This window comes from Arsenicibacter sp. R0_47, from assembly GCF_057652235.1.
The window spans coordinates 81408-104149 of the sequence record NZ_JBYFCJ010000021.1 but is presented as its reverse complement, the minus strand read 5'-3'; the positions used below and the strand labels follow the sequence as shown (position 1 = coordinate 104149).

The 22742-nt window shown below is 49.7% G+C and carries 21 protein-coding genes; all 21 read left to right on the top strand.

Annotated features, from left to right (window positions below):
• Complete coding sequence (locus tag AC23NW_RS25965) at positions 1–663, top strand: lysozyme family protein (protein ID WP_487453132.1); 663 nt, start codon at positions 1–3, stop codon at positions 661–663.
• The gene (locus AC23NW_RS25960; RefSeq protein ID WP_487453130.1) at positions 660–3227 is read left to right on the top strand and encodes a methyltransferase; all 2568 of its coding nucleotides are present in this window, start codon (positions 660–662) and stop codon (positions 3225–3227) included. The genes AC23NW_RS25965 and AC23NW_RS25960 overlap by 4 nt, the downstream gene beginning before the upstream one ends.
• Positions 3224–3502, top strand: coding sequence for a ubiquitination-like system serine protease family protein (locus AC23NW_RS25955; RefSeq protein ID WP_487453128.1), 279 nt, complete (start codon positions 3224–3226; stop codon positions 3500–3502). Before AC23NW_RS25960 ends, AC23NW_RS25955 begins: the two co-directional genes overlap by 4 nt.
• 25 nt (positions 3503–3527) lie before the next feature.
• Positions 3528–4133, top strand: a complete 606-nt coding sequence (locus AC23NW_RS25950; protein WP_487453126.1) for a hypothetical protein — start codon at positions 3528–3530, stop codon at positions 4131–4133.
• Position 4134: 1 nt separating this feature from the next.
• Complete coding sequence (locus AC23NW_RS25945; protein ID WP_487453125.1) at positions 4135–4419, top strand: hypothetical protein; 285 nt, start codon at positions 4135–4137, stop codon at positions 4417–4419.
• Positions 4416–5015 carry a hypothetical protein gene (locus tag AC23NW_RS25940; protein WP_487453123.1) on the top strand — a complete coding sequence of 200 codons (600 nt, stop codon included), beginning with the start codon at positions 4416–4418 and terminating at the stop codon, positions 5013–5015. The genes AC23NW_RS25945 and AC23NW_RS25940 overlap by 4 nt, the downstream gene beginning before the upstream one ends.
• Before the next feature lie 2 nt (positions 5016–5017).
• The gene (locus AC23NW_RS25935; protein ID WP_487453122.1) at positions 5018–5458 is read left to right on the top strand and encodes a hypothetical protein; all 441 of its coding nucleotides are present in this window, start codon (positions 5018–5020) and stop codon (positions 5456–5458) included.
• Complete coding sequence (locus AC23NW_RS25930; protein WP_487453121.1) at positions 5455–6516, top strand: hypothetical protein; 1062 nt, start codon at positions 5455–5457, stop codon at positions 6514–6516. The genes AC23NW_RS25935 and AC23NW_RS25930 overlap by 4 nt, the downstream gene beginning before the upstream one ends.
• On the top strand, positions 6513–7067 hold the full coding sequence (locus AC23NW_RS25925) for a hypothetical protein (RefSeq protein WP_487453119.1): 555 nt from the start codon (positions 6513–6515) through the stop codon (positions 7065–7067). Before AC23NW_RS25930 ends, AC23NW_RS25925 begins: the two co-directional genes overlap by 4 nt.
• Positions 7068–7148: 81 nt before the next feature.
• Positions 7149–9248, top strand: a complete 2100-nt coding sequence (locus AC23NW_RS25920; protein WP_487453118.1) for a hypothetical protein — start codon at positions 7149–7151, stop codon at positions 9246–9248.
• Entirely contained in the window at positions 9245–9625 is a 381-nt protein-coding gene (locus AC23NW_RS25915) for a hypothetical protein (protein ID WP_487453116.1), read from the top strand. Before AC23NW_RS25920 ends, AC23NW_RS25915 begins: the two co-directional genes overlap by 4 nt.
• Positions 9622–10416, top strand: coding sequence for a hypothetical protein (locus tag AC23NW_RS25910; protein WP_487453114.1), 795 nt, complete (start codon positions 9622–9624; stop codon positions 10414–10416). The genes AC23NW_RS25915 and AC23NW_RS25910 overlap by 4 nt, the downstream gene beginning before the upstream one ends.
• Positions 10417–10631: 215 nt before the next feature.
• Positions 10632–11675, top strand: coding sequence for a hypothetical protein (locus AC23NW_RS25905; RefSeq protein WP_487453113.1), 1044 nt, complete (start codon positions 10632–10634; stop codon positions 11673–11675).
• A complete protein-coding gene (locus AC23NW_RS25900) occupies positions 11663–15778 on the top strand; it encodes a hypothetical protein (RefSeq protein WP_487453112.1) in 4116 nt (1371 codons plus the stop codon). The genes AC23NW_RS25905 and AC23NW_RS25900 overlap by 13 nt, the downstream gene beginning before the upstream one ends.
• On the top strand, positions 15775–16164 hold the full coding sequence (locus AC23NW_RS25895) for a hypothetical protein (RefSeq protein WP_487453111.1): 390 nt from the start codon (positions 15775–15777) through the stop codon (positions 16162–16164). Before AC23NW_RS25900 ends, AC23NW_RS25895 begins: the two co-directional genes overlap by 4 nt.
• A gap of 33 nt (positions 16165–16197) precedes the next feature.
• Positions 16198–17616 carry a hypothetical protein gene (locus tag AC23NW_RS25890; RefSeq protein ID WP_487453110.1) on the top strand — a complete coding sequence of 473 codons (1419 nt, stop codon included), beginning with the start codon at positions 16198–16200 and terminating at the stop codon, positions 17614–17616.
• Positions 17617–17698: 82 nt separating this feature from the next.
• Positions 17699–19012 carry a DUF5977 domain-containing protein gene (locus tag AC23NW_RS25885; protein ID WP_487453109.1) on the top strand — a complete coding sequence of 438 codons (1314 nt, stop codon included), beginning with the start codon at positions 17699–17701 and terminating at the stop codon, positions 19010–19012.
• 101 nt (positions 19013–19113) lie between these two features.
• Entirely contained in the window at positions 19114–19833 is a 720-nt protein-coding gene (locus AC23NW_RS25880) for a hypothetical protein (protein ID WP_487453108.1), read from the top strand.
• An 87-nt stretch (positions 19834–19920) separates the two neighbouring features.
• Positions 19921–20298: a hypothetical protein gene (locus tag AC23NW_RS25875; protein ID WP_487453107.1), complete on the top strand. Its 378-nt coding sequence runs from the start codon at positions 19921–19923 to the stop codon at positions 20296–20298.
• A gap of 12 nt (positions 20299–20310) precedes the next feature.
• Complete coding sequence (locus AC23NW_RS25870; RefSeq protein ID WP_487453105.1) at positions 20311–21252, top strand: hypothetical protein; 942 nt, start codon at positions 20311–20313, stop codon at positions 21250–21252.
• The gene (locus AC23NW_RS25865) at positions 21249–22724 is read left to right on the top strand and encodes a hypothetical protein (protein WP_487453104.1); all 1476 of its coding nucleotides are present in this window, start codon (positions 21249–21251) and stop codon (positions 22722–22724) included. The genes AC23NW_RS25870 and AC23NW_RS25865 overlap by 4 nt, the downstream gene beginning before the upstream one ends.
• The last annotated feature ends 18 nt before the right edge of the window (positions 22725–22742 follow it).

The window sequence follows — 22742 nt, the reverse complement described above, 5'->3', positions numbered from 1 at the left end:
ATGGCAACGCTTACAATAGAACTTCCAATGGTGCAGCAGTCGTATAAGTATTACGACCCTAACAGTGTTGCACAGCGAAAAGCGGCATATAATAAACTGGTAACGATGTACGGAAACTATATCCAGCAATCGGTATCCCTGAATAATTTGCCTGCCAACCTTCTTGAAGCGGTTATTCTCGTCGAAAATGACCGTATTGATGTTGATAGCGTTTCGGCTGCGGGGGCAGTCGGCATCGCTATGATTAAGCCGCTTTCTGCGACAGATATACTTGTCACTGCCCGTAAAAAGCGGCTTCTTTCCATTGAAAAGCAGGCCGTTCTGAAGAAACGCCTTGGTGCCCGGATGAGTCAGGTACTGAGTGCGGAACTTGGTAAAACCATCATAACGGCAAGCGATCTGAAAGACCCTGAATTTTCGTTGATGCTGGCCGGTATTTACCTGAGCCTGCTCATTTCTGAGCATCAGTCAGAGTCATCGTCGTGGCTGCAATACGTGGTAGCCCGGTACAATCAGGGTTACTATCTGCTGACAGCCCGTAAAATACCCCGTGGTCTGGGCGTAAAGGCACTCATGGAAAAGGTGCCCGGTGAATGCAAAAACTACCTCGTAAAAATGCTGGGCGTTCGCGGCTGGCTGGACATCTTAACTGAAACGATATGAAGGCAGTTATCACACGAAACTCGAAAACAGGCAGTATTGAGGTTGGATTCCCCGCTAAGCCTGTGAAAGAGATACTTGATGCACTTAAAGCACTTGGCTTTAAGTGGGCACCTAAATCAATTGTATGGTGGGCATACTACGATGCCGACCTATGGGAAAAAGTGCATAAGCTTTTAGGTGTAGAAGTACAAGCGGACGACAGTTATTCTACTACTGAACGGCCGCAAAAGGCGCAGCGTAGTGCAGAAGATCGTAGCAGCAAGGTTGATCTGCCGTTTCTACAGCACATGAAAGCCTACATGCAGTACCGTTTGCTTCAGCCAGACGAAAAAGACCGATACAGCCGGTATAAGCCAACTGACATTAAGGTTACTACCTACCTGGATAATGACGGGAATGTCATACTCCATCAGTCAGGAAAAGTCGAAAAGCAGTGGTCATCATCCAGTGAGGTTGAATACAATGACTACAACAAGTGGTATCGCGTTTCAAAGGCTGGTAAGATTGACGTAATCGAACCGGGTAAACTAAGTTACGCCACTACAGAGGTGTATAAGTTTGGGCCTAATGTGTACGGGATTCCTTCCCGGAAAAGGGGGGTTGATCCGGCCAATGCTTCTGATTTGCGGAGCGCAGTGTTTGACCCTTGCACCAAAGATGGCATAACCAAATACATCAGCAATGGGAAACAGGTTGATGCCAACGTGCGTGAACTGGAAGCATTGGGCCTGATCGTTTCCAGCGTGAAAAGCTTTGGCCGGTTTGGTGTGTCGTTCCGGATTCCGGAAGGCGGCAAACTCCCTGAGAAGATAAGCGCCAGTAGTGAAAGCGATTATAAGCCGCTGGTATTGCCGTATAAAGTAAATGTGCCTAAGCAGTGGCGAGCGCCTTATTATGACCTGAAGGTTGACGGAGACGGAAAAAGCAAATCTTCTGTCAAGCCCGTAAAGGTACGTTCTGATCTGATAGAGATTGAGGTGTTGCTTGGTAAAATGGAAGTTGCTGTATGGAAGACATTTGATTCTATGCAGGATATGTATGACTATGTAGATAGAGAACAGTTAAAATGGATCGTACCCAAAGATGGGCTAATCGGCTATAGTTTAGGGTATAATGCTCCGTTTCATAACGAAAACAACCGCATAGTCTGGGGCAGTATTTACCTTAGATATACCGGTAAAAATGCACCGGCCTATCTGGATTTGTCGGCGGGTGTCCCTCAGTTACATGAGCAGTCCGGCCGGTCTACGGCTCCCATAAAAGACGCTGATCCATTGAAGTTTGCAGAGAAGTTTATCACGCTGGCCAACAGTCTGGACTTTGACAGTAAGAAGAAAAAAACTGAACTGGAAAGGGCGTCCCGGAATACCCCTAAGCGTAACCGGGAATGGAACAGTAAAAACATTGAGGCCGATATGGAAGCCGATAAGGCAATGTATTACCGTGCCATCGGCGAAGCCATAAAGGCCGGTACACTGCCTGATGTCCTGAAGGGTATTACACCCATCCGGAAGCGGGATGATCTGCACCTGTTCATTGTCGGGGAGAAGCCCGGAACAGGCTACTATGAAGCATTCCGGGATACTGTACCCAAATTCAAGACCTACCGGATAGACAATCCGCTGTTCGTCAAAAGCCTGTTAGACCAGGCGCAGAAAATCGGACTAAATTCCTATGATGAAATCGAGCAGGCATACAGCGCTTTAAAAGAAATTTCGAGGAATCAGGATAACAGCGGCTCTCAGTTCATGTTTGCGCTTCAGCAGAACCTACGGGCATTCGGCGGGGCAAACAGCCTTGAAAAACGAATTGAACACCAAAGTAAGCTTAACCGGCTTATTGATGAATGGCGTTTTTCGAAACAGGAAGGCTTTTTCCCGACACCCAAAGGACTTGCTGAAGAACTCGTAAAGACGGCCAATATCAAGCCGGGGAATACTGTACTGGAACCATCGGCCGGTCTGGGAGATATTGCGGAAGTTATCCGCGAAATGTATCCTAAAGCACAGCTGACAGTCTGTGAAAAGTGGCGTTCCTTACGTGAAATTCTTACCCTGAAGGGTTTTGACGTAACTCCGGAGGATGACTTCCTGAAGGTAAAGCAAAAGTTCAACCGGATCATTATGAATCCCCCGTTTGAGCAGGGGCAGGATATTGATCATGTTCGACATGCTCATAGTTTGCTGAAGCCGGGCGGTTGGGTGGTGGCAATTGTGTCAGAAGGTTGTTTTTACCGCCAGGATCGGAAAGCAACCGCATTCCGTGAATGGCTGGAAGAAATCGGTGCATGGGACAAAAAGTTGCCTGAAGGCTCATTTAAGTCGGCTTTCCGGTCAACCGGTGTAAATACCCGTCTGGTGGTCATCGAAAAGGAAGGCATTGAGCGCCGGACGCTGAATAAGGCCAAAATCGAAAAACTGAGTCGTATTGCTAAGGGGCTGAAAGAATACAAGATCAGTCGGCAGCTGGCAGCACTGACAAAGCCAAAGCGTAAGGTGACGGCGTTTGTGATGCGGCTGAAAGGGCGGGTATCGGAGTTGTATACGAAGCTGGCCGGGCTATGAAAACGCTGAAAAAGGTCTCAATTGAGCCTGTTTTTGTTGAATTTATTCCGGAGGTTCTGGAACCAGGTAAGTTGTACATATCACGTCATTACCGAACATCGACACACAGCTGTTTTTGTGGCTGTGGACATAAGGTTGTGCTACCATTTGCAGAAAACTTCTGGCAGCTGACTGAAAAGAACGGCAAGGTAAGTATCAGCCCATCGGTGGGAAACTATAACCTGCCCTGCCGTTCACACTATATCATTACCGGAAACGTGGCCAACTTCGTTTAGCCGGTTCTTTGACCGAAATACCCATATGGCAGCATTGAAACCAAAAACAGCGATTGAGATAGCCAGGGAGATTGAAGACCGTGAACTCTCGCGCAAAGAGCAGGAATGGAAAGACCTGATGGATTGGGTTAATATGCCTGCCTATGTTACTCAGAATGACGTTGAAAAGGCGCTGAAGAAATACGGCAAACGTAAGGCAAAAACGCCACTATATATTCAGTTCAGAGCCATTATACCATTTGTTGATCATCCGACATCGTGGCGGATTTGGCTTGAAATTGTGGATAAGAATGGTGCTCTTTTCGACGGCTATAAGGTGCAGGCAAGTCCTGCCTACATCCGGAATAATGTATGGGGAGACAAGTCATGGAAAGAGGACGTATTCAGCGATTCGCTTAGTTTCTACTCGAAGCCGCTGAACAACCCGGTTAAAGAGATCGTAGCACCGGTAAAGAAGGAGCCGAAGCCTAAAGCAGTGCCGAAGCCCCAAAAAACGGGCTTCCTGATTGATGATCTGGACTTTGGAGAAGATCCTGAATCACTACCGGCCTGGATAGATTATCCGCCGATTGTCAGGCTCCGGCTGCATTCAAAAGCTTTGTATTTAACTGATATTCTCAATACGCTGTAACATGGCTGAGACACTGGAAACCGACGCTTATAACCCAAATAAGAATACGACGAAATTCTGTTCGTACTGCAAAGACCCTGTTGCTCGCGGTAACGGATCGTCCAGCGTTGGGTTATGTCAGCGTCATCTTGACGTTTGGCGGGAAGATGTTCAGTCCGGATTTAAGCGGAACCGCCTGAAAGACCTGATTGACCAGTATAACAACGCCGGTCTCCAGGAGCCGGAAGGGCTACCGTACCTGAAAATGAATTGCCGGGCACTGACGAAAAGGCTCAGTAAATTATGAGAACGAACTCCTGGTACGTGCTCAACGACGGCAGGCTTATCCGGATTATCAGCCGTGAGACATCCCGCCGGTCAGGTAAACTTACCGTCCGTTTCTGGCAGTATAAGCCCTACGAGGGGCCGGAACAGCCAGATTTGATGAACTGGAACATTGTAGTCTGTGACGGCACCCTTTACCGGTACACCGGACATAATCAGATTACCGGCCAGCCAGGCGGTCGGTTGGTGAAAGTGAGCCGGGAAAGGCTGACAGATATTAAGCCTTACTGGCAAATGTCATTTGAGGAATTTCAGAAGACAGTACGGTCACAGTCATATTCACGGCCGATGTACTCAGACCCGAAATACTTCAGCCAGCGTAATAGCAGACGGTACTACTACTATCTGTACGTAAACCGGGATACGCTGCAAGTACAGAAGGATCAAAACGGAGCGGACTATTTTGATTCCGAGAATGACAGCTGGGCAGCCAAACGGATGGCCTATGAATACATCATTCGTAAGGCAAAAGAAAAAGGGTTGCTGGGCGGGAAAGGGACCCGGTTAAGGCTACAGGAGAATACATTATTCCGGATTGATCAACTGAAGCTGTTATAGCAATGGATTTCCAGAAACGCATTGTCGGTGATAAGGAGTCAGATAAGCGGCCGTCGAGTGGTAGCTTTTACTGGATCGAGTTCGAGAGCCTTACTCCCGAGAAAATAACCTATAGGGCCACTGGCCAAAGGGGGTATACATTCATTTCATTTAGCGGCCGGCAAGAGGCACTTGATGAAAAAGAGTACATACTGGAGCTAAACCGGAATCTGGAAGGAGATCTTGATCACTACGCTGCTTTGAAGCCTAAAATGATTCAGTTGTATGGTAAGCCCGTCAGTGCAATCAAACGCTTTTTTGCTGCAAAAGAGTATTGGACTGCATACGATGAAACCACGCTGGCATTATTCGTCAATCGCCGTGTGGTTGAATTAATAGACCGGTTATACATGCCGCTTAAACTGGCAGGCAACAACTATAAAGCAAAATTGTCAGAGCTATGAAAATAGAAGAGTTATATTCTGAAGAATCAAAGCGTTATGACACCCGGAAGGTCATTAACCGTGCTGGTAACGCCAAAATTGATCCTGAGTTTTTTGATATGCTTCAGAAAGACGGACTGACTTCTGAGTATATCGAATCATTCCCTTATCCGGTTTATAAATACTTCACTCAGATTACATTGCATGGCATTTTTCCGGCCAATGATCTTGACCGTATCACGGTCGGCGGGTATCAGAATGTAATTGTGAATAAAAACGGGTCGATTGGCATCAAGTACAATGCAATCGACTATGAAAAGAAAAAGCGCATCGGCAAGTACCTTCAACCCTATGGCTTCAGTTACTACCGCGACAGTTCAGGCGATGAATATAGTAAAGCATTTATCGAAAAACGTGACGCACTGGCCGACTACAACCGGATAGATGTGGGCAATTACTATGCTACCAAAACGGTAATGTATAACCCGTTTACCGGTAGATTTTATGTCCGTATTTTCCTCAAAGCCATCTTTGAGCGTGAAGTATGGAGCTTTATCAAGGCCATTACCGGGGATAGTCAAAGTGACGTAGAACAACGTTATGAGCAGGCTCAAAAAGACCAGCAGAAGCGTGAGGCAGACCTTCAGGCTAAGTATAAATCCGATCAGGAAGAACGTCGCAAGGAAACACAGGGTCTGTTAGAACAGCTTAAAGACAGATTTGAACCTCAGATCAATCACCTGCCGGTCTGGGACGGTAAATTCAGTGAAGGTATGATCCTCATTCGTGCCGGGTTAATCTCCTGGCAGTCTAAGCCCGGTTTCTGGATGTGTTTTCTACAAAAGAAAGCCGGATGGTTTCAGGGTATCAAAAGTGAGCATCAGACGCCATTCGGACAGCCACGTAAAACCGCCTTCGACAAAAAGGATAAAGTGTCTGAACGCACAGAAAAGGAGCTGGCTGACCAACTGACCGCAAAAGGTAAACTTCGGTGGTATGTTATGACCGGCCCTGCCAGGTATAACCTGCGGCTAAAGTCGAAACAAACCCGTTTAAAACAGCAACTATACAGCTTATGAGCAGCGGATATAAGCGTCTGGGTAAGGTATTCATTGTGTCTACTTCACTGGATTCGCAAAAGGAACTTGATATTCTGAGAAAACACCTGAGAGTAAAGGAGCCACAAAACTATTACATCAACTCCTTCACATTTTCAGATGACAGCCGGAATGCGATTGTAGAAATCAAGGCGATTAAGGTAGCAGGCAAACCGGTTAAGCTACAGATTGATGATATACCCCTCGATTGTTTCATCTACCAGGACCCTGACAAAACCTGGGTTGTAACCGAAGCAATGACCGGCAGTATGGTGGCAGAGAGCAAAACGCAGTCAGCAGCCCTGGCATCAGCAAAGGGCAAGCTTGACAGATACGCTGCCGCAACGGACAAATTCAACATGTTTGATAAGCTGATTGAGAATATCAACCGCATGGGTTTGTCTCCACGATATGAATACGATCAGGCTGGCCATATGGCAGAGTTGAAGGCCGCACGTATCAAGGTAAAAAAAATACCGCTGTTACTCGGTGTCAGAAAAAGCCGGTATCGGGGTGTACTTAACTCGCTTTAGGGTGGTTTTGGGCCGTTAAATACCGATTAATGCCGGTTAGGGCCAATGGCCACCAATCTCAATTATTTACTTCGTTCACAAATGAAAAAAGTCACTTTCAGAAAACTCGCAACTGAGGCCGATTCGATAAAGTTTTTGCAGAGCTTCCATGTGGTTCAGCAAAAATATTATACCTGTGTGCCAAAGTTTGAAGAGCAAACGAAAGAAGCAAATGGAACCACCTACTACCAGGGCACTCAGAAAACGTATGAGTTCAATGAGGTAAAAGGGATTCCATTCACGATCCGGATTAATGAAAATCTGGAAATGGACTGCTTTCTGTACAAAGGGAAAGGAGCAAAAACCTGGATTGCATGGGATGCACTTACCGGTCATTCACTGGCGCAGCTGGCATCTACGAAAGATGAAGCAATTAAGGATGCAAGCCTTAAAATTGAGTTAACTGTCAGAAGTTTAGGCATTCACGGAATGCTGAATGCTATTATTGACGTGCTTAATACCAAAGGATTGTCTCCGCGCTACGAATACAATCCGGATAAGCCTAAAGTTGCTGCACCTGATAAAAAGCCAGCGAAGAAACCAGTTGTAAAGCAGACAGCTGGCGACCGGCAGAGTCGGCTTCTTGACTTGCTGGCAGAACTGGCTATCGTAGGACAGCACTACATTCCCCGCGTTGTGTGGGGTAATCAGGGATTAGCTGCCCGGCAGGGCTTTACAGGCAGGAGAGCGCAGGACGAATACCACGGATGGGAGCTGGCACAGATCATCAAAAATAAAGATACTTTTGACGCTGTATTTCGGGATTTTCAGAATGCCGGTAACAAATACGGCTTTGTAGTATCCTCATTACCAGCGGATAAAAAAGGCCCGTTCATCGTTATTCAGGAGTATTGGGATAACGAACAAAGTTTCATGGTAAAGTTTCCGGTCGATAGCTTGTTTACCAGGCGTCAGGAACTGGAAAACAGCCAGAAACAAAAGGCCACCCAGAAACCGGGGCCAACTCACTATCAGTCAAGTATCCTGCGTAATGCCTACTATGATGCCCTGCGGACAGGAGACAAAAAAACGGCTGAAGCACTCCTGCAAAAGATGCCTGATTTGCTTGTTGGTGCATCCTTTGCTGAAAAAAAGATTAAAACCATAAAGAAAGCCCGGAAAATCACTGAAGACTCACGAACCGGACGTTTCGGCCGTTTTTCGGACATTCAGTATCGCCGGGGTACAGGCACAAAAAAAAGCGTACAAGGTCTGTTTTCACAGGTAAAGCAGACAGATAACCTGTTGCCGGACAGCAGCTATCAGTATCGGTACATGACTAACCTGACTCCTGAAAATGCTGACTACTTTGTCATCTATGATTCGCCGGTTATTATCAATGCCGAAAAAGTAGCGTATGCAGTGGTTAAACGGCATAAGGCAAACGATGTCTTGACAGTGCGCTATTACTCCCGTTCGGGCAAGCATGTAGCGACTGATGACTTTGTAAAATACACAGACCGTATTGCTCATACTGAAGTGATTTACCGAGGCGACAACGGCAACAATACGATCTCTTACGTAAACCGGATCATTAAAGGGTTATGGGGTGTAAAACGTCGCCGGAACAAGGCGCGTATAACTACCACCGTTAGCAAACGGAATGCCGCAAATTCTGTAACCAGACCATCTGCAATTACAGTAAGCTGGTCTGCCAGGGGTAATATTGACAGAGGGCTGAAAACAAAAATGTCACTTGAAGGAATTGCTATTCCTGAACGGATTCCAAATGGCCCTGAGTTCGACCGGATCACTAATGAACTGGCAATGCAAATACTGAACAGGTATTTAAGTGCCAATAACATGCGTGTCTATGATATTGATGTCCGGGTACCCGGCGCATACTCTATACAAAATGCTTTGATTGAACAGGTTTTAGGCACTAATGCCAAAAACCGGCCAGCGCCTAAATTTCAGAAAGGGGATTGGGTGAACTACACGCCGAAAAATCACTGGTCTGAAGAAGTACAGATTACAGAGAAAGCCCGATGGTCATTGAGGCACAATGAATATTACTATGTCGCTTACATTGACGGTGACGAGCCATTGCTGCTGGAAAGTGTATTGACACCGGCAAAAGGAAGTACTACCAAGCTTAAAACCAAAGCTTTACCATATATCAACAAACTAAATTCACTATGAAGATCACCCGGCAAAACTACGTAAAAACGGTAGTGCCTTTAGCTCAGAAAGGGTTTAAGGGAATTTCCAGTTCGACCGCCCAAAATACGTTTAAGGAGATTCATGACGATCTGGCTCATGACACCAAAAGCTTTTTCGACTATTCCCGCATCGACGCCGACAAAGAGGTGAGCGCCCTGGAAGCCCTGTACTACCAGAAGCTATCGAAATATCTGAACAAGTCGCAGATAGGCAGAGCGTCAAGCTTAAATGTGGCGCAGGCTGGCCGTGCAAAAACAGGAACCCGCAAAGCTGATGCCTACATCGACCGTGAGCTTCAGATCAAAACCAAGATTGCCAAAGCTAAACTTTTATTACTTCAATCAACTCGCAAATGAAAATCTCCATCAACAATTACAAGACCCTGACTGAAGGGCTTGACGAAACCCAACTGCCGGAAGCATTACAGTCCGGTCACGATGTCATTAAGTTCGGTACCCGGAATTTCAAGTCATGGAGCCGGTACGAGTCGGATGCGGCATTCCGCGAAGTGGTAGACTTGCAGTTTGCGGAAATGGAAAAGTGCCTGGGGGCAGGCAGTAAGAAAAAGGCAAATACGGCTAAAATCGGCACGTTACGCCGGGCATCATCTGTAAAAAAAACAGCTTCAGCCAGCCGTAAGGCCAGCGTTCAGGCAAAGGCAAAAAAAGCTACAGAAAAAGCCAAAGCGCGTAAAGAGAAAGAAGTTAAGCCCGTAAAGGCCAAAAAGACGGCCGCTAAGAAGACTTCTACCCCGAAGGCTGCCGGAACACGAACCGTCAGGACAACGCTGGGCAGGGCAGTTCTGGACGCATTACGCGGAGATGCGCCGAAGGCTCCTAAAAAAGGCAAACGTAGCTTTCAGAACTCCGTAGCGACAAAACGCAAAGCCAACGAACGCCGTATTAAGCGCACATTAGGGGATCGCAAGCTGGTGCCGGTATCGGCCGGCAAGGCTGACCTGAAGGGTAAGCAATTCATTCGTCAGGTTGATAAGCTGGCAGATCAGATACATGAGAAGTCACGGACTGATAAAACAGTGACTTATCCTGTATATCGTATCAGTCGCAGTGAAGCCAAGCGTCAGGCTTTCCGAACGCTGAAGAATGTCAAATCCGGAAAAGTTAAGAACGTTAAACTCAAAGTATAATGAAAGTTTTCACCCCCCTGAACCGGCAAATTCAACAAAGAGACAACCTGAACCGCGCTATCGTAAAGGTATCCGGACAGACCGAAACGTTTGGCGTTGTACGTGTACGATGCCGGTTCGTGCCGGTTCAGGGGGGTGTTGATACCGGTTGGCTTGATCTCTCGTTATCCGGCACTACATTTTCAGGGTTGCCGGTTGTCAACGGAGGTTGGTACATGCTGGTCATTGAAGGTCTCAATGTGATTGGCACGGCGGTAGAGAAGGCAAACGTTGAGCGTGTTGGAATTGGGGAGGTCTTTTTGGTAGCCGGACATTCGGTTGCACATGGCGACGCCAATCCAATCGCCGGAAGTATCTCTGACCGCATTTCTGCCATTCCATTGCCAGGGGAGCCATACGCTAAGCCGTATGGCGACTCTGGTTTAGCCAGTGATCTGCCGGACATGAAGTTTGTGCAGTACGGTTCCGGTATCAGACCGGCCCCCTTTGGCACAAATCAATATTTCTGGTCAAAGTTTGCCGGGACTCTCAGTGACAGGATTAATGTACCTGTAATGATCATGAATGCCGGATTCGGCGGCAGTAATCTGGTGCATTGGGCAATGTCGAGCCAGGGGCAGCAGTTTCAGCACGGTTTCATTCGCTCAGATATTGGGATGCCCTATGCAAACGTCAGAAATGCCCTGAATAAGTATGCAAGGCTTACCGGCATTCGTGCAATATTGGCTGATCACGGCCAGAACGATTATGATAGTCGGGATGAGACGGCAATTCTGACAAACTATCAGACGTGGGTTACACAGGCAAGAACTGACCTTGGATTCACGAGGCTGGCGGTTCTGATCAACAGGCAGACGCCTTATATAACAATGCCGAACGTTGATCACGGCGTTTGGATTCGCCGGGTACAGGATCGGATGACAACGTTTCCGGACTGCTTCCCTGGTCCGGACTATGACTTATTAACCGTCAGTGACCGATACGATCATATACACCTGACGCCTGCGGGGCAAGACAAGGCGGCTCAGATGTGGTCAGAAGCGGTAAGTGAAACATTCCTGAAGGGATCAACACCTTTCATTCCAATACCCGTACCGGCGGATAAGCAGGCGCTTACTGCGTCATCAGAAATACCCGGCTCAACCGGGATCGGGAAGCAAATTTACACCTGGGCATTCATCGCCTTGATTACAACGACCATCACAGTACTTGTTTGGCACCTGTTCAGAACCCGTTTTAGGACATTATGGCTTTCTTAATTCATATCGTCAGCTACGACGCGAATACCGGGCAGGTTGTGCTCAACACATCTGGCGGTATCGGAGAGATTGAATATATGGCGGTAGGGCTTCAGTCGTGGAGCACTAATAACGTCATGTTCATACCTGACTATCAACGGGGCGGATCGGATACATTTACATTTCAGGCAAAAGACAGTCAGGGTAGTTTCGATCAGGCATCATTCACGCCGGGTAACAGTTTTCCAACCCCGACGCCAACACCAACACAGAAGCCTGTGCCCGTTCTAAATATAGCAAGCTCATGTGATGCGGGCACAGGGGTTTTGATCATGGATATTGTCGGGGGAGACTACCGGCAGGGTTCATATACCGTTTATCTTGAAAAATTAATTAATGGCATTTGGACAGGTAACCAGCCAAATGGGCACAAGCCAATTTACCCGTCTTTTTCTCCATCAAGTCAGTCATTTACCGGACTTTTAAACGGGCAATACCGTGTTTGGTTCTTTTTAGGAGAAGAGACGCTACTTACCTCTGAAGGTTTTACACTGGACTGTGAGCCGACGCCAACGCCAACGCCGACACCGACGCCAACGCCGACGCCGACACCAACGCCAACGCCGACACCGACACCGACACCGACGCCAACGCCGACACCGACGCCAACGCCGACACCGACGCCAACGCCGACGCCAACGGCTACACCGACGCCAACGCCGACGCCGACACCGACACCGACACCGACGCCAACGCCGACACCAACGGCTACACCGACGCCAACGGCTACACCGACGCCAACGGCTACACCGACGCCAACGCCGACACCGACGCCAACGGCTACACCGACGCCAACGGCTACACCGACGCCAACGCCGACACCGACGCCAACGCCGACACCGACACTGAGTATTTCCCTCAGTTACAATCCGGTGACAGGGCTGGTGACAGCTACACCTGACGGCACAACTGGCGCAGTCGAATATATGGCGGTAGGGCTTCAGTCTTGGAGCACCAATAATGTCATGACCGTACCGGATTACCAGCGCGACGGCTCTTATTCGTTCACCGTTTTTGCACGGATTCAGGAGCATCCGCAGATAACCACCAGCGAGTCCTTTGTCGCTACGGCCGCCCCCACGCCGACGCCAACGCCAACGCCGACACCGACGCCAACGCCGACACCAACGCCGACGCCGACGCCGACGCCGACACCGACGCCAACGCCGACGCCAACGCCGACGCCAACGCCGACGCCGACACCGACGCCAACGCCGACACCAACGGCTACACCGACGCCGACGCCCACGCCGACACCAACGGCTACGCCGACACCAACGGCTACCCCGACGCCAACGCCGACGCCAACGCCGACACCGACGCCAACGCCGACACCGACGCCAACGCCGACGCCGACACCAACGCCGACGCCGACACCAACGCCGACACCAACGCCGACAAATTTCACAGCAACTCAAACGCCAAATCCAATGTTTCAAATTAATCTCAGCTACAATCCAGCTAACGGGCAGGTGACAGCTACACCTATCGGTGCAACTGGCACCGTCGAATACATGGCCGTAGGACTTCAGGGATGGAGTACCAACAATGTGATGACCGTACCAGAATATCAGCGCGACGGTTCATATTCATTCACTGTTTTTGCTCGTCTGCAAGACAATACCTCAGAAACTACCCAAGCAACTTTCACGGCAGTAGCTCCAGGTACAGCGACACCAACGCCTTCAGGCACGGCTACCCCGACGCCAACGGCTACACCGACACCGGCACCTTCAGGTGCGTTTGACATCAACCTGAGCTACAATCCAGCTAACGGGCAGGTGACAGCTACACCCGTTAATGCTTCCGGAACCGTCGAATACATGGCCGTAGGGCTTCAGTCATGGAGCACCAATAACGTCATGACAGTACCGGACTATCAGCGCGATGGTACGCAGTTTACGGTTTTTGCTCGCCTGCAAGGGAACATGTCGGTAACGGCCCAGAAGTCGTTTACTGCTACCGCGTCCGGATCAGCTACGCCGACGCCAACACCATCAGGTACACCGACACCAACGCCTTCAGGCACGACCACCCCGACGCCAACGCCAACGGCCACCCCGACACCGGCACCTTCAGGTGCATTTGACATCAACCTGAGCTATAATCCAGCTACGGGACAGGTGACGGCTACACCCGTTAATGCCACCGGCACGGTTGAATATATGGCAGTAGGACTTCAGGGATGGAGCACCAACAACGTCATGACCGTACCGGATTACCAGCGGGACGGTTCATATTCATTCACCGTTTTTGCCCGTATGCAAGGGAACATGTCGGTAACGGCCCAGAAATCGTTTACTGCTACCGCGTCCGGATCAGCAACGCCGACGCCAACGCCAACGGCAACCCCGACGCCAACGCCTTCAGGCACGGCCACCCCGACGCCAACGCCAACGGCCACCCCGACACCAACACCTTCAGGAGCGTTTGACATCAATCTGAACTACAATCCAGCTACAGGGCAGGTAACGGCTACACCCGTTAATGCCACCGGCACGGTTGAATATATGGCCGTAGGGCTTCAGGGATGGAGCACCAACAACGTCATGACCGTACCGGATTACCAGCGCAACGGTACACAGTTTACGGTAATGGCTCGCCTGCAAGGGAACATGTCGGTAACGGCCCAGAAGTCATTTACGGCTATAGCGTCCGGATCAGCAACGCCGACGCCAACACCAACGGCTACACCGACGCCAACGCCTTCAGGTACGGCCACCCCGACGCCAACGCCATCGGGCACAGCTACCCCGACGCCGACGCCTTCAGGTGCGTTTGACATCAACCTGAGCTACAATCCAGCTACGGGACAGGTAACGGCTACCCCTGTTAATGCTACCGGAACTGTTGAATATATGGCAGTAGGACTTCAGGGATGGAGCACCAACAACGTCATGACCGTACCGGATTATCAGCGTAACAGTACGCAGTTTACCGTTATGGCACGACTGCAAGGCAATATTTCAGTAACGGCCCAGAAGTCATTTACTGCTACCGCGTCCGGATCAGCAACGCCGACGCCAACGCCATCAGGCACACCGACACCAACGCCTTCAGGCACGGCCACCCCGACGCCAACGCCGACGGCCACCCCGACACCGGCACCTTCAGGAACGTTTGACATCAACCTGAGCTACAATCCAGCTACGGGACAGGTGACAGCTACACCCGTTAATGCCACCGGCACGGTTGAATATATGGCCGTAGGGCTTCAGGGATGGAGCACCAACAACGTCATGACCGTACCGGATTACCAGCGCAACGGTACACAGTTTACGGTAATGGCTCGCCTGCAAGGGAACATGTCGGTAACGGCCCAGAAGTCATTTACGGCTATAGCGTCCGGATCAGCAACGCCGACGCCAACACCAACGGCTACACCGACGCCAACGCCTTCAGGTACGGCCACCCCGACGCCAACGCCATCGGGCACAGCTACCCCGACGCCGACGCCATCGGGCACAGCTACCCCGACGCCGACGCCTTCAGGTGCATTTTCTATTTCAGCTGTATATGACCCCGCAACCGGGACAATCACCATCACGCCATCCGGGGCAGTTGGGACAGTAGAGTATATGGTTAACGGGATTCGTACATGGGGAAGCAATAACTCTTTTGTTGTTCCAGACTACCAACGGAATGGGACTGTCTTTACAGCCGCAGCAAGGACAAGCAGTGGACAGACAGCTACAAAATCAGTTACCGCAACGGCTTCCGGAACGCCGACGCCTTCAGGTACGGCCACGCCGACGCCAACGCCTTCAGGTACGGCCACGCCAACACCAACGCCTTCAGGTACGGCCACGCCAACACCAACGCCTTCAGGTACGGCCACGCCAACACCAACACCAACACCGGCTCCGACATCAGGTTCAGGATCAGTTTATACTTCTTTTTTGTCGTCTGCACTATTATCAACCACGGCAAATAGTGAAACAACGGGGAATAACGCCGAAACTGTTTCAAGCTCAAACGACATTTGGTGGTACGTTTTGGGCGGTATTGCCCTGGCAGGTGTCGCTCTTATGATTTATACGTTTGTCATCAAAAAGAAAAAATGAAGTTAAAACAGCAGCCACCACGTTGGTTCTGGCTCGCTTGCGGCTTCATCGTCCTGTTTCTGTTGGTTTGGTGGTTTCTGGACTTATTACTTCCAGACTCCGCCAAATCAGCAAACACTAACGTAGTGCCGTCAGCAACGGCCAGTACTACGGCCGACCGTTTGCCTGAAAATGTCAGAGAAAACATCATAGAAGGGTCAAAATTTCACAATGGCGATGGGCCACCAAATCCAGTAATGGCGAAAGATGGTGATTACTATATCCGGCGAGACAATGGAGTCATCTATGAAAAGGTTTCAGGGCAATGGCAAACAGTGTTTGTGCCACCCACATCGTCAAGTGAGGATGATATTGACTACTTAGCCATTTACGAGGCTAATGACTAAGCATTTTTTCAACAATTAATAACCATCTAACAAATGTCCAATCAAAGTATTGAGCTTGTAATTAAGCGCATAGCTCAGGAAGACAAAGCCACCAAGGCGTTAATTCAGGCACTGGAAAGTAAGGTAGGGCCACTATCAAGCCTGCCGACCACCGAGAAAGGGAGCATCGTTCTTGCTCTGATCGAAATTCATGGCGTTCTGGCCGGTAAGCTGACTGCCAGCGACATCGCCAGTGCGTTCGGTACGACCCGCGACGAAATCCTTGGCGGCGCAGCGGCCAGCGTCGATACGCTCAAAGAACTTGCTGACCTCTGGGCAGGTCAGGACGACAGCATGGGCGATCTGGTCAATGACCTCAGTGGCGTTCTGAGCTATACTGAAGCACAAAGCCTGTCAGCTGAGCAAAAGGCGCTCGTCATTCAGTCAATCGGTGCCATTTCGGCTAATGCCTTTAATATCCTGACCGGCCGGGTTACGGAGATCGAAGGCGATCTGAGCGATCTGAATACCGCAGCCACCAACCGCGCTAATGCTCTTATTAGCCTGATCAATGCGAAGGATGTGCTTAATGTCGAGTTAGGCAAGACGCTGAAAGTTGATGCTGACATGGGCAACACTGACCCTGAAAAGCAGCAAGGGCGGGATAACCTTGGCATTGCATCTGCCAGTGATCTGGCCAGTGTAAGCGCAGCAGCAGTAGACGTTGAAGACACAACCGACTACCTACAGCTTTACTCCGAGTCACTGGTGTCAACACCGACACCGACACCAACACCAACGCCGACTCCTACGCCAACACCGGCTCCGGTTGTCTTTGCGAATAACTTCTGGCTTGGTAGCGATGTTGGAATTGATACAGGTGCCGTGACTTTAAGCCTACAAAACTATGACAATGATTTCCCGGTCAACATTCACATCGAACGCGCAATTGAGGGTGAAACGGATTTTGAGGAAATTGCTGTAGTGCCGGTGTCGGGCGGAGATGAAGGCTCGTATACTGACTATGGGCCATTTAACAGTTCAGCGGTTTACTTCTACCGCGCACGCGCTGAAGCATCTGGCCAGTACTCAGAATATTCTGAAGTAGCCGAAGTAGCCAATGTGCCTACAAATCAGTTACGCACGTTTACCGTCGATTCGTTCGATAGCAACACAAACGGGCAGTTACAATACTATCTCGTTGATGATGCCTATGGTCAATTAGACAGCGGTGTTCTGGGCGCAGGTCAGGTTGAGATGACAGGCTTCTATCTTCAAATTGATCTGAATGCTCCAACTGGCAATCCAATCGCACCAGGTACATGGGCCGCAGATGGTTACCAGCTGAATGCCGCTACTCTCGACGATTCCTACAGTGTAGTTCTGACGCCACTCTCAAATGAGAGCGGTCTGCTGACCTACGAGATTCCGGTGGAATTTGAGGGCAAAACTCTGTACATCACCCGTCCATAGTGATTTCATTACAATAGAGCACGTTCATCTGTGTGCCGTGCTCTATTGCTTCCTTTTCAATCAACTAATTCACTAACAACCAATGTCCAATCAAAGTATTGAGCTTGTAATTAAGCGCATAGCTCAGGAAGACAAAGCCACCAAGGCGTTAATTCAGGCGCTGGAAAACAAGGTAGGGCCACTCGCCTATCTGCCGACCACGGCCAAGGACAGCATTGTTCTTGCTCTGATCGAAATTCATGGCGTTCTGGCCGGTAAGCTGACTGCCAGCGACATCGCCAGTGCGTTCGGTACGACCCGCGACGAAATCCTTGGCGGCGCAGCGGCCAGCGTCGATACGCTCAAAGAACTTGCTGACCTCTGGGCAGGTCAGGACGACAGCATGGGCGATCTGGTCAATGACCTCAGTGGCGTTCTGAGCTATACTGAAGCACAAAGCCTGTCAGCTGAGCAAAAGGCGCTCGTCATTCAGTCAATCGGTGCCATTTCGGCTAATGCCTTTAATATCCTGACCGGCCGGGTTACGGAGATCGAAGGCGATCTGAGCGATCTGAATACCGCAGCCACCAACCGTGCTAATGCTCTAATTAGTCTGATCGAAGCCAAAAACGTTCTGAATAGCCAACTTGGCAAGACGTTGAAAGTTGATGCTGACATGGGCAATAGTGATCCGGAAAAGCAGAAAGGCCGGGATAATATTGGCATTGCATCACTTGCGGATGTGCAGGCACTTAGTCAAACAGTTGATAATACGCTCGTTGATAGTAACGACTATTTGGCTACATTCCTGTCAGTACTCGGTTCAACACCGACGCCGACACCGACACCGACACCGACACCGACACCAACGCCGACACCAACGCCGACACCGACGCCGACACCGACGCCGACACCGACGCCGACACCGACGACATATAGCAGTGCAGAAATTTCGCGTCCAGGCATCTATAATCGGAGTAATTGCGGCACAGCAGCATCAGTAGGTGCAGGATTAACGCCACCAACAGGCGGGCCAGCAACAATATTTGTGGCAGCAGGCGCATATACTTCAGTGATTAGCCAGGCAGACGCAGATACACAAGCTCAGGCAGCTGCAACAGCAATGGATACGCAAGCCTATGCAGACGAACATGGTACATGTTCGATTAATCCGGGAATGTCAGCGACCAATTTGTATTATAGCGCCGGTAAAATCATGGGTGATTATATAGCTACCAGCATGGTAACTACTGGCCCGAACGGCTATGTATACAGTCAGGTATTCCGCAAACGCACATTAGGCCAGAATAAATTTATTGCTGCAAGTATTACTCAGCCAGGTACATACTCCATTGAACTCCGGGGTTATGCCTGGGAGCAGAACGTTGTCGTAACGTTTGAAGTAACTGCCGTATAATGGATTATAGCGCCACCGCTAAAAACGGTGGCGCTCAAAATGCAACCGACGTTTCAAATTTATATTCTTTCATTTTTCCCAACTAAAAACCATCTAACAAGATGAATGCATCACTTCAGCAGGCAATCGTTCGTATTGCACAGGAAGACAAAGCCACTAAGGCGTTAATTCAATCACTCGAAGCGAAAGTAGGGCCGTTAGCCAGTCTGCCAACCGTAGCAAAGGAAAACCTTGTCGCTGCAATTATCGAATTGCACAATAGTCTTCAGACAAAGGTTAACGAGCAGTTTGTAATTGACCAGAAAGCAGCCCTGAAATCTGAAATTCTGGGCGGGGCCGGTGAAGCGGTTGATACCCTGAAAGAACTGGCTGACCTGTGGGCAAACCAAAACGCTGATTTATCAGCTTTGGTTACGCTCATTGGCAGCAAAGTAAGCTTTACGACAGCACAGGAGCTGACTTCGGAGCAAAAAGCGATTGTACTGAATAACATTGGTGCGGTTGCGATTGCGACGTATGAAGCCCTGCAAGCGCGGGTATCAGCGGCCGAAACAGCAATTAGCGGCCTGCAAGCTCAGGGTTCGACACAACAGGGTCAAATTGATGGCTTAACAACTCAGCTGCAAGGTATGCAGCAGGTTCAAAGCAAATCTGTTCGTGTTGACATCGCTCAAAACTTCACAGACCAAGAGAAGGCTCAGGGCCGGAATAACATCGGTGCAGCATCACAAGCTGACCTGAATACACTCAGCTCGCAGGTTCAAAGCCTGGTAGACACAACTGACTACCTGCAAGTGTATCTGGATGAGCTGAATGCTTAATCCGAATCGGTAGTAAATCCAACAAACTAAAAATATCATGGCCTGTGTCGGTTGTCAGGCCATGATATTTTTTAAATCCCAATCCCAATGAACGAGAGTTTAACCGAAACCTTCAAGGAGATTGCTCGTCAACAGCTACGTTTACGGGCAAGGGTTGCCGACGACATAATTACAGTTCATACAACAACGCATACACTATCGAATACAGATCATGGGAAAAAACTGGTCTTTACCAGTGATAGTCTATGCACAATAACCATTCCGGCCGGTTTAGAAAGCTATATGGACGTATCTGTATTGCAGGCCGGTCAAGGCAACATTAAGGTAATTGGCGCTAATCAAAATGTCCTGATTGAGAACTACCAGGGCTATAATCAGACGGCTGGAAGACTTGCTGAGCTACGCATAGAGGCATATCAACCGGACAAATACGTAACTACAGGCCAGATGTCATACAGAGCCTAAACTTCATCAGTCATGAAAAAAAAAGCCATTATTATAATCTTGGTACTGCTTCTTATCGGGGCAGTACTTTGGTATTTTATCCAGTCAGACGAACCGGCAATTGAAACCGGCAATTCAACTGTTCCGGAGCCGAGCAACAAGCTTCTATCATTATTTGCATCAGGCGGCGGGTCGCTTCTTTCATCGACACCTACAGCCACGCCAACACCTACACCTACAGCCACGCCGACACCTACACCTACAGCCAGCGGTTTTGATTTCCAAACACAATACAGTGCGGAAACCAATACGCTCACTGTTTTCCCCAATGTGGTGGAATCGACTTCCTATTTTGTTGATGGTAAATGGTTTGACACCAATACTATTCAGCTGGTAAATCAGCACAGCATCGGCCAACAACTAACAGTTTCTGCCTTAACGAGCAGTGGTCAGTTGATTGAGAAGAATATCATTTTAGCGACACCAACGGCCACGCCAACACCAACGGCCACGCCAACACCAACGGCCACGCCAACACCAACGGCCACGCCGACACCAACGGCCACGCCGACACCAACGGCCACGCCAACACCAACGGCCACGCCGACACCAACGGCCACGCCGACACCAACGGCCACGCCAACACCACCTAGATCGGCAACGGCTACACCGACACCAACACCGCCACCAAATTGGGGTTTTGCGCTTCAGAATAATCCTACTTTGCCGACACCACCGGCAGGCATGGAAAGCCTGGTATATATCCTGTTTCCATTCACAGGAGCAGACTTAGGCGTCGTTGATCTGAGAATCAATTCACAGCCAGCTAATAACTGGGGTACACAAGGGCGTCAGGAAAATGGCACTGTTACAATCTGGGGGCCAAGAGCAGGGTACTATATATCGTCAATTGAAGCCTGGACCACACAAGGCCAGTATTTCAAACTTGACGTAAATCAAAACTTCACACGATGAAAAAGAATCAGCTATACATTGTGTATGGTGTCGCAATTCTGGCGGTCGTTGCTGTGTTTTACTGGCTCTTCGGACAAGAGAGCAGCAAAACACAGCAATCGTCCACAGTAAAGCCGACGCCACTGTCATCGTTATCAAGCCTTGCATCATTGCCAATTTCGTCAGGACAAGGCTCAACAGCGACACCGACGCCTACGGCCACGCCAACACCGACGCCTACGGCCACGCCGACACCGACGGCCACGCCAACACCGACGCCTACAGCGTCAGGGACATTTGACATCAATCTGAGCTACAACGCCGCTACAGGACAGGTAACCATAACCCCTGTTAATGCTACTGGCACAGTTGAATATATGGCAGCAGGGCTTCAGGGGTGGAGCACCAGCACAACAATGACGGTTCCTAGTTATCAGCGTAATGGCACAACCTTTACCGTAGTAGCCACTACCAGTACCGGAAAAACCGCCCAAAGATCGTTTACCGCTACTGCGCCAGGTACCAATCCAACACCGACGCCTACGGCCACGCCAACACCGACGCCTACAGCGTCAGGGGCGTTTGACATCAATCTGAGCTACAACGCCGCTACAGGACAGGTAACCATAACCCCTGTTAATGCTACTGGCACAGTTGAATATATGGCAGCAGGGCTTCAGGGGTGGAGCACCAGCACAACAATGACGGTTCCTGGCTATCAGCGTAATGGCACAACCTTTACCGTAGTAGCCACTACCAGTACCGGAAAAACCGCCCAAAGATCGTTTACCGCTACTGCGCCAGGTACCAATCCAACACCGACGCCTACGGCCACGCCAACACCGACGCCTACAGCGTCAGGGGCGTTTGACATCAATCTGAGCTACAACGCCGCTACAGGGCAGGTGACTGCCAGTCCTGTTAATGCGGCCGGCACAGTTGAATACATGGCTGTAGGGCTTCAGTCGTGGAGCACCAACAATGTGATGACAGTGCCGGATTACCAACGCAATGGCACACAGTTTACGGTAATGGCTCGCCTGCAAAATAATGCTTCTGTCACCGTGCAAAAGTCATTTACAGCCAATGCCCCGGGTACCAATCCAACGCCAACGGCCACAGGAACGCCAACGCCAACAGCAACGGCAACACCAACACCAACGGCCACAGAAAACCCTTCTACCAATCCGCCAACCGGCAGCGGCTCCTCGATTATTTACATAGCGAAGAGCAGTAATATTCTTGACTTGATCGACGAGTGGCGCGATGGCAAGGCACGTCTTAAAAACAGAGCCAACCCGTCAGGCAGAATCTGGTACTGGATCAACGGCCGAAACCCATCAAATTCACTTTCCGGTGAATATCAATGGTTGCCCGGCGATGAAGTTCAATTGTATTGTGCAATTGCAGATACGCCAGACCCCTGGCAGTCGCATTTTGATCCGAGAGCCTGCGCTACTGTAGTTTTTATTGCACCTGATAACGCTGTATAACATGACTCAAACATCACC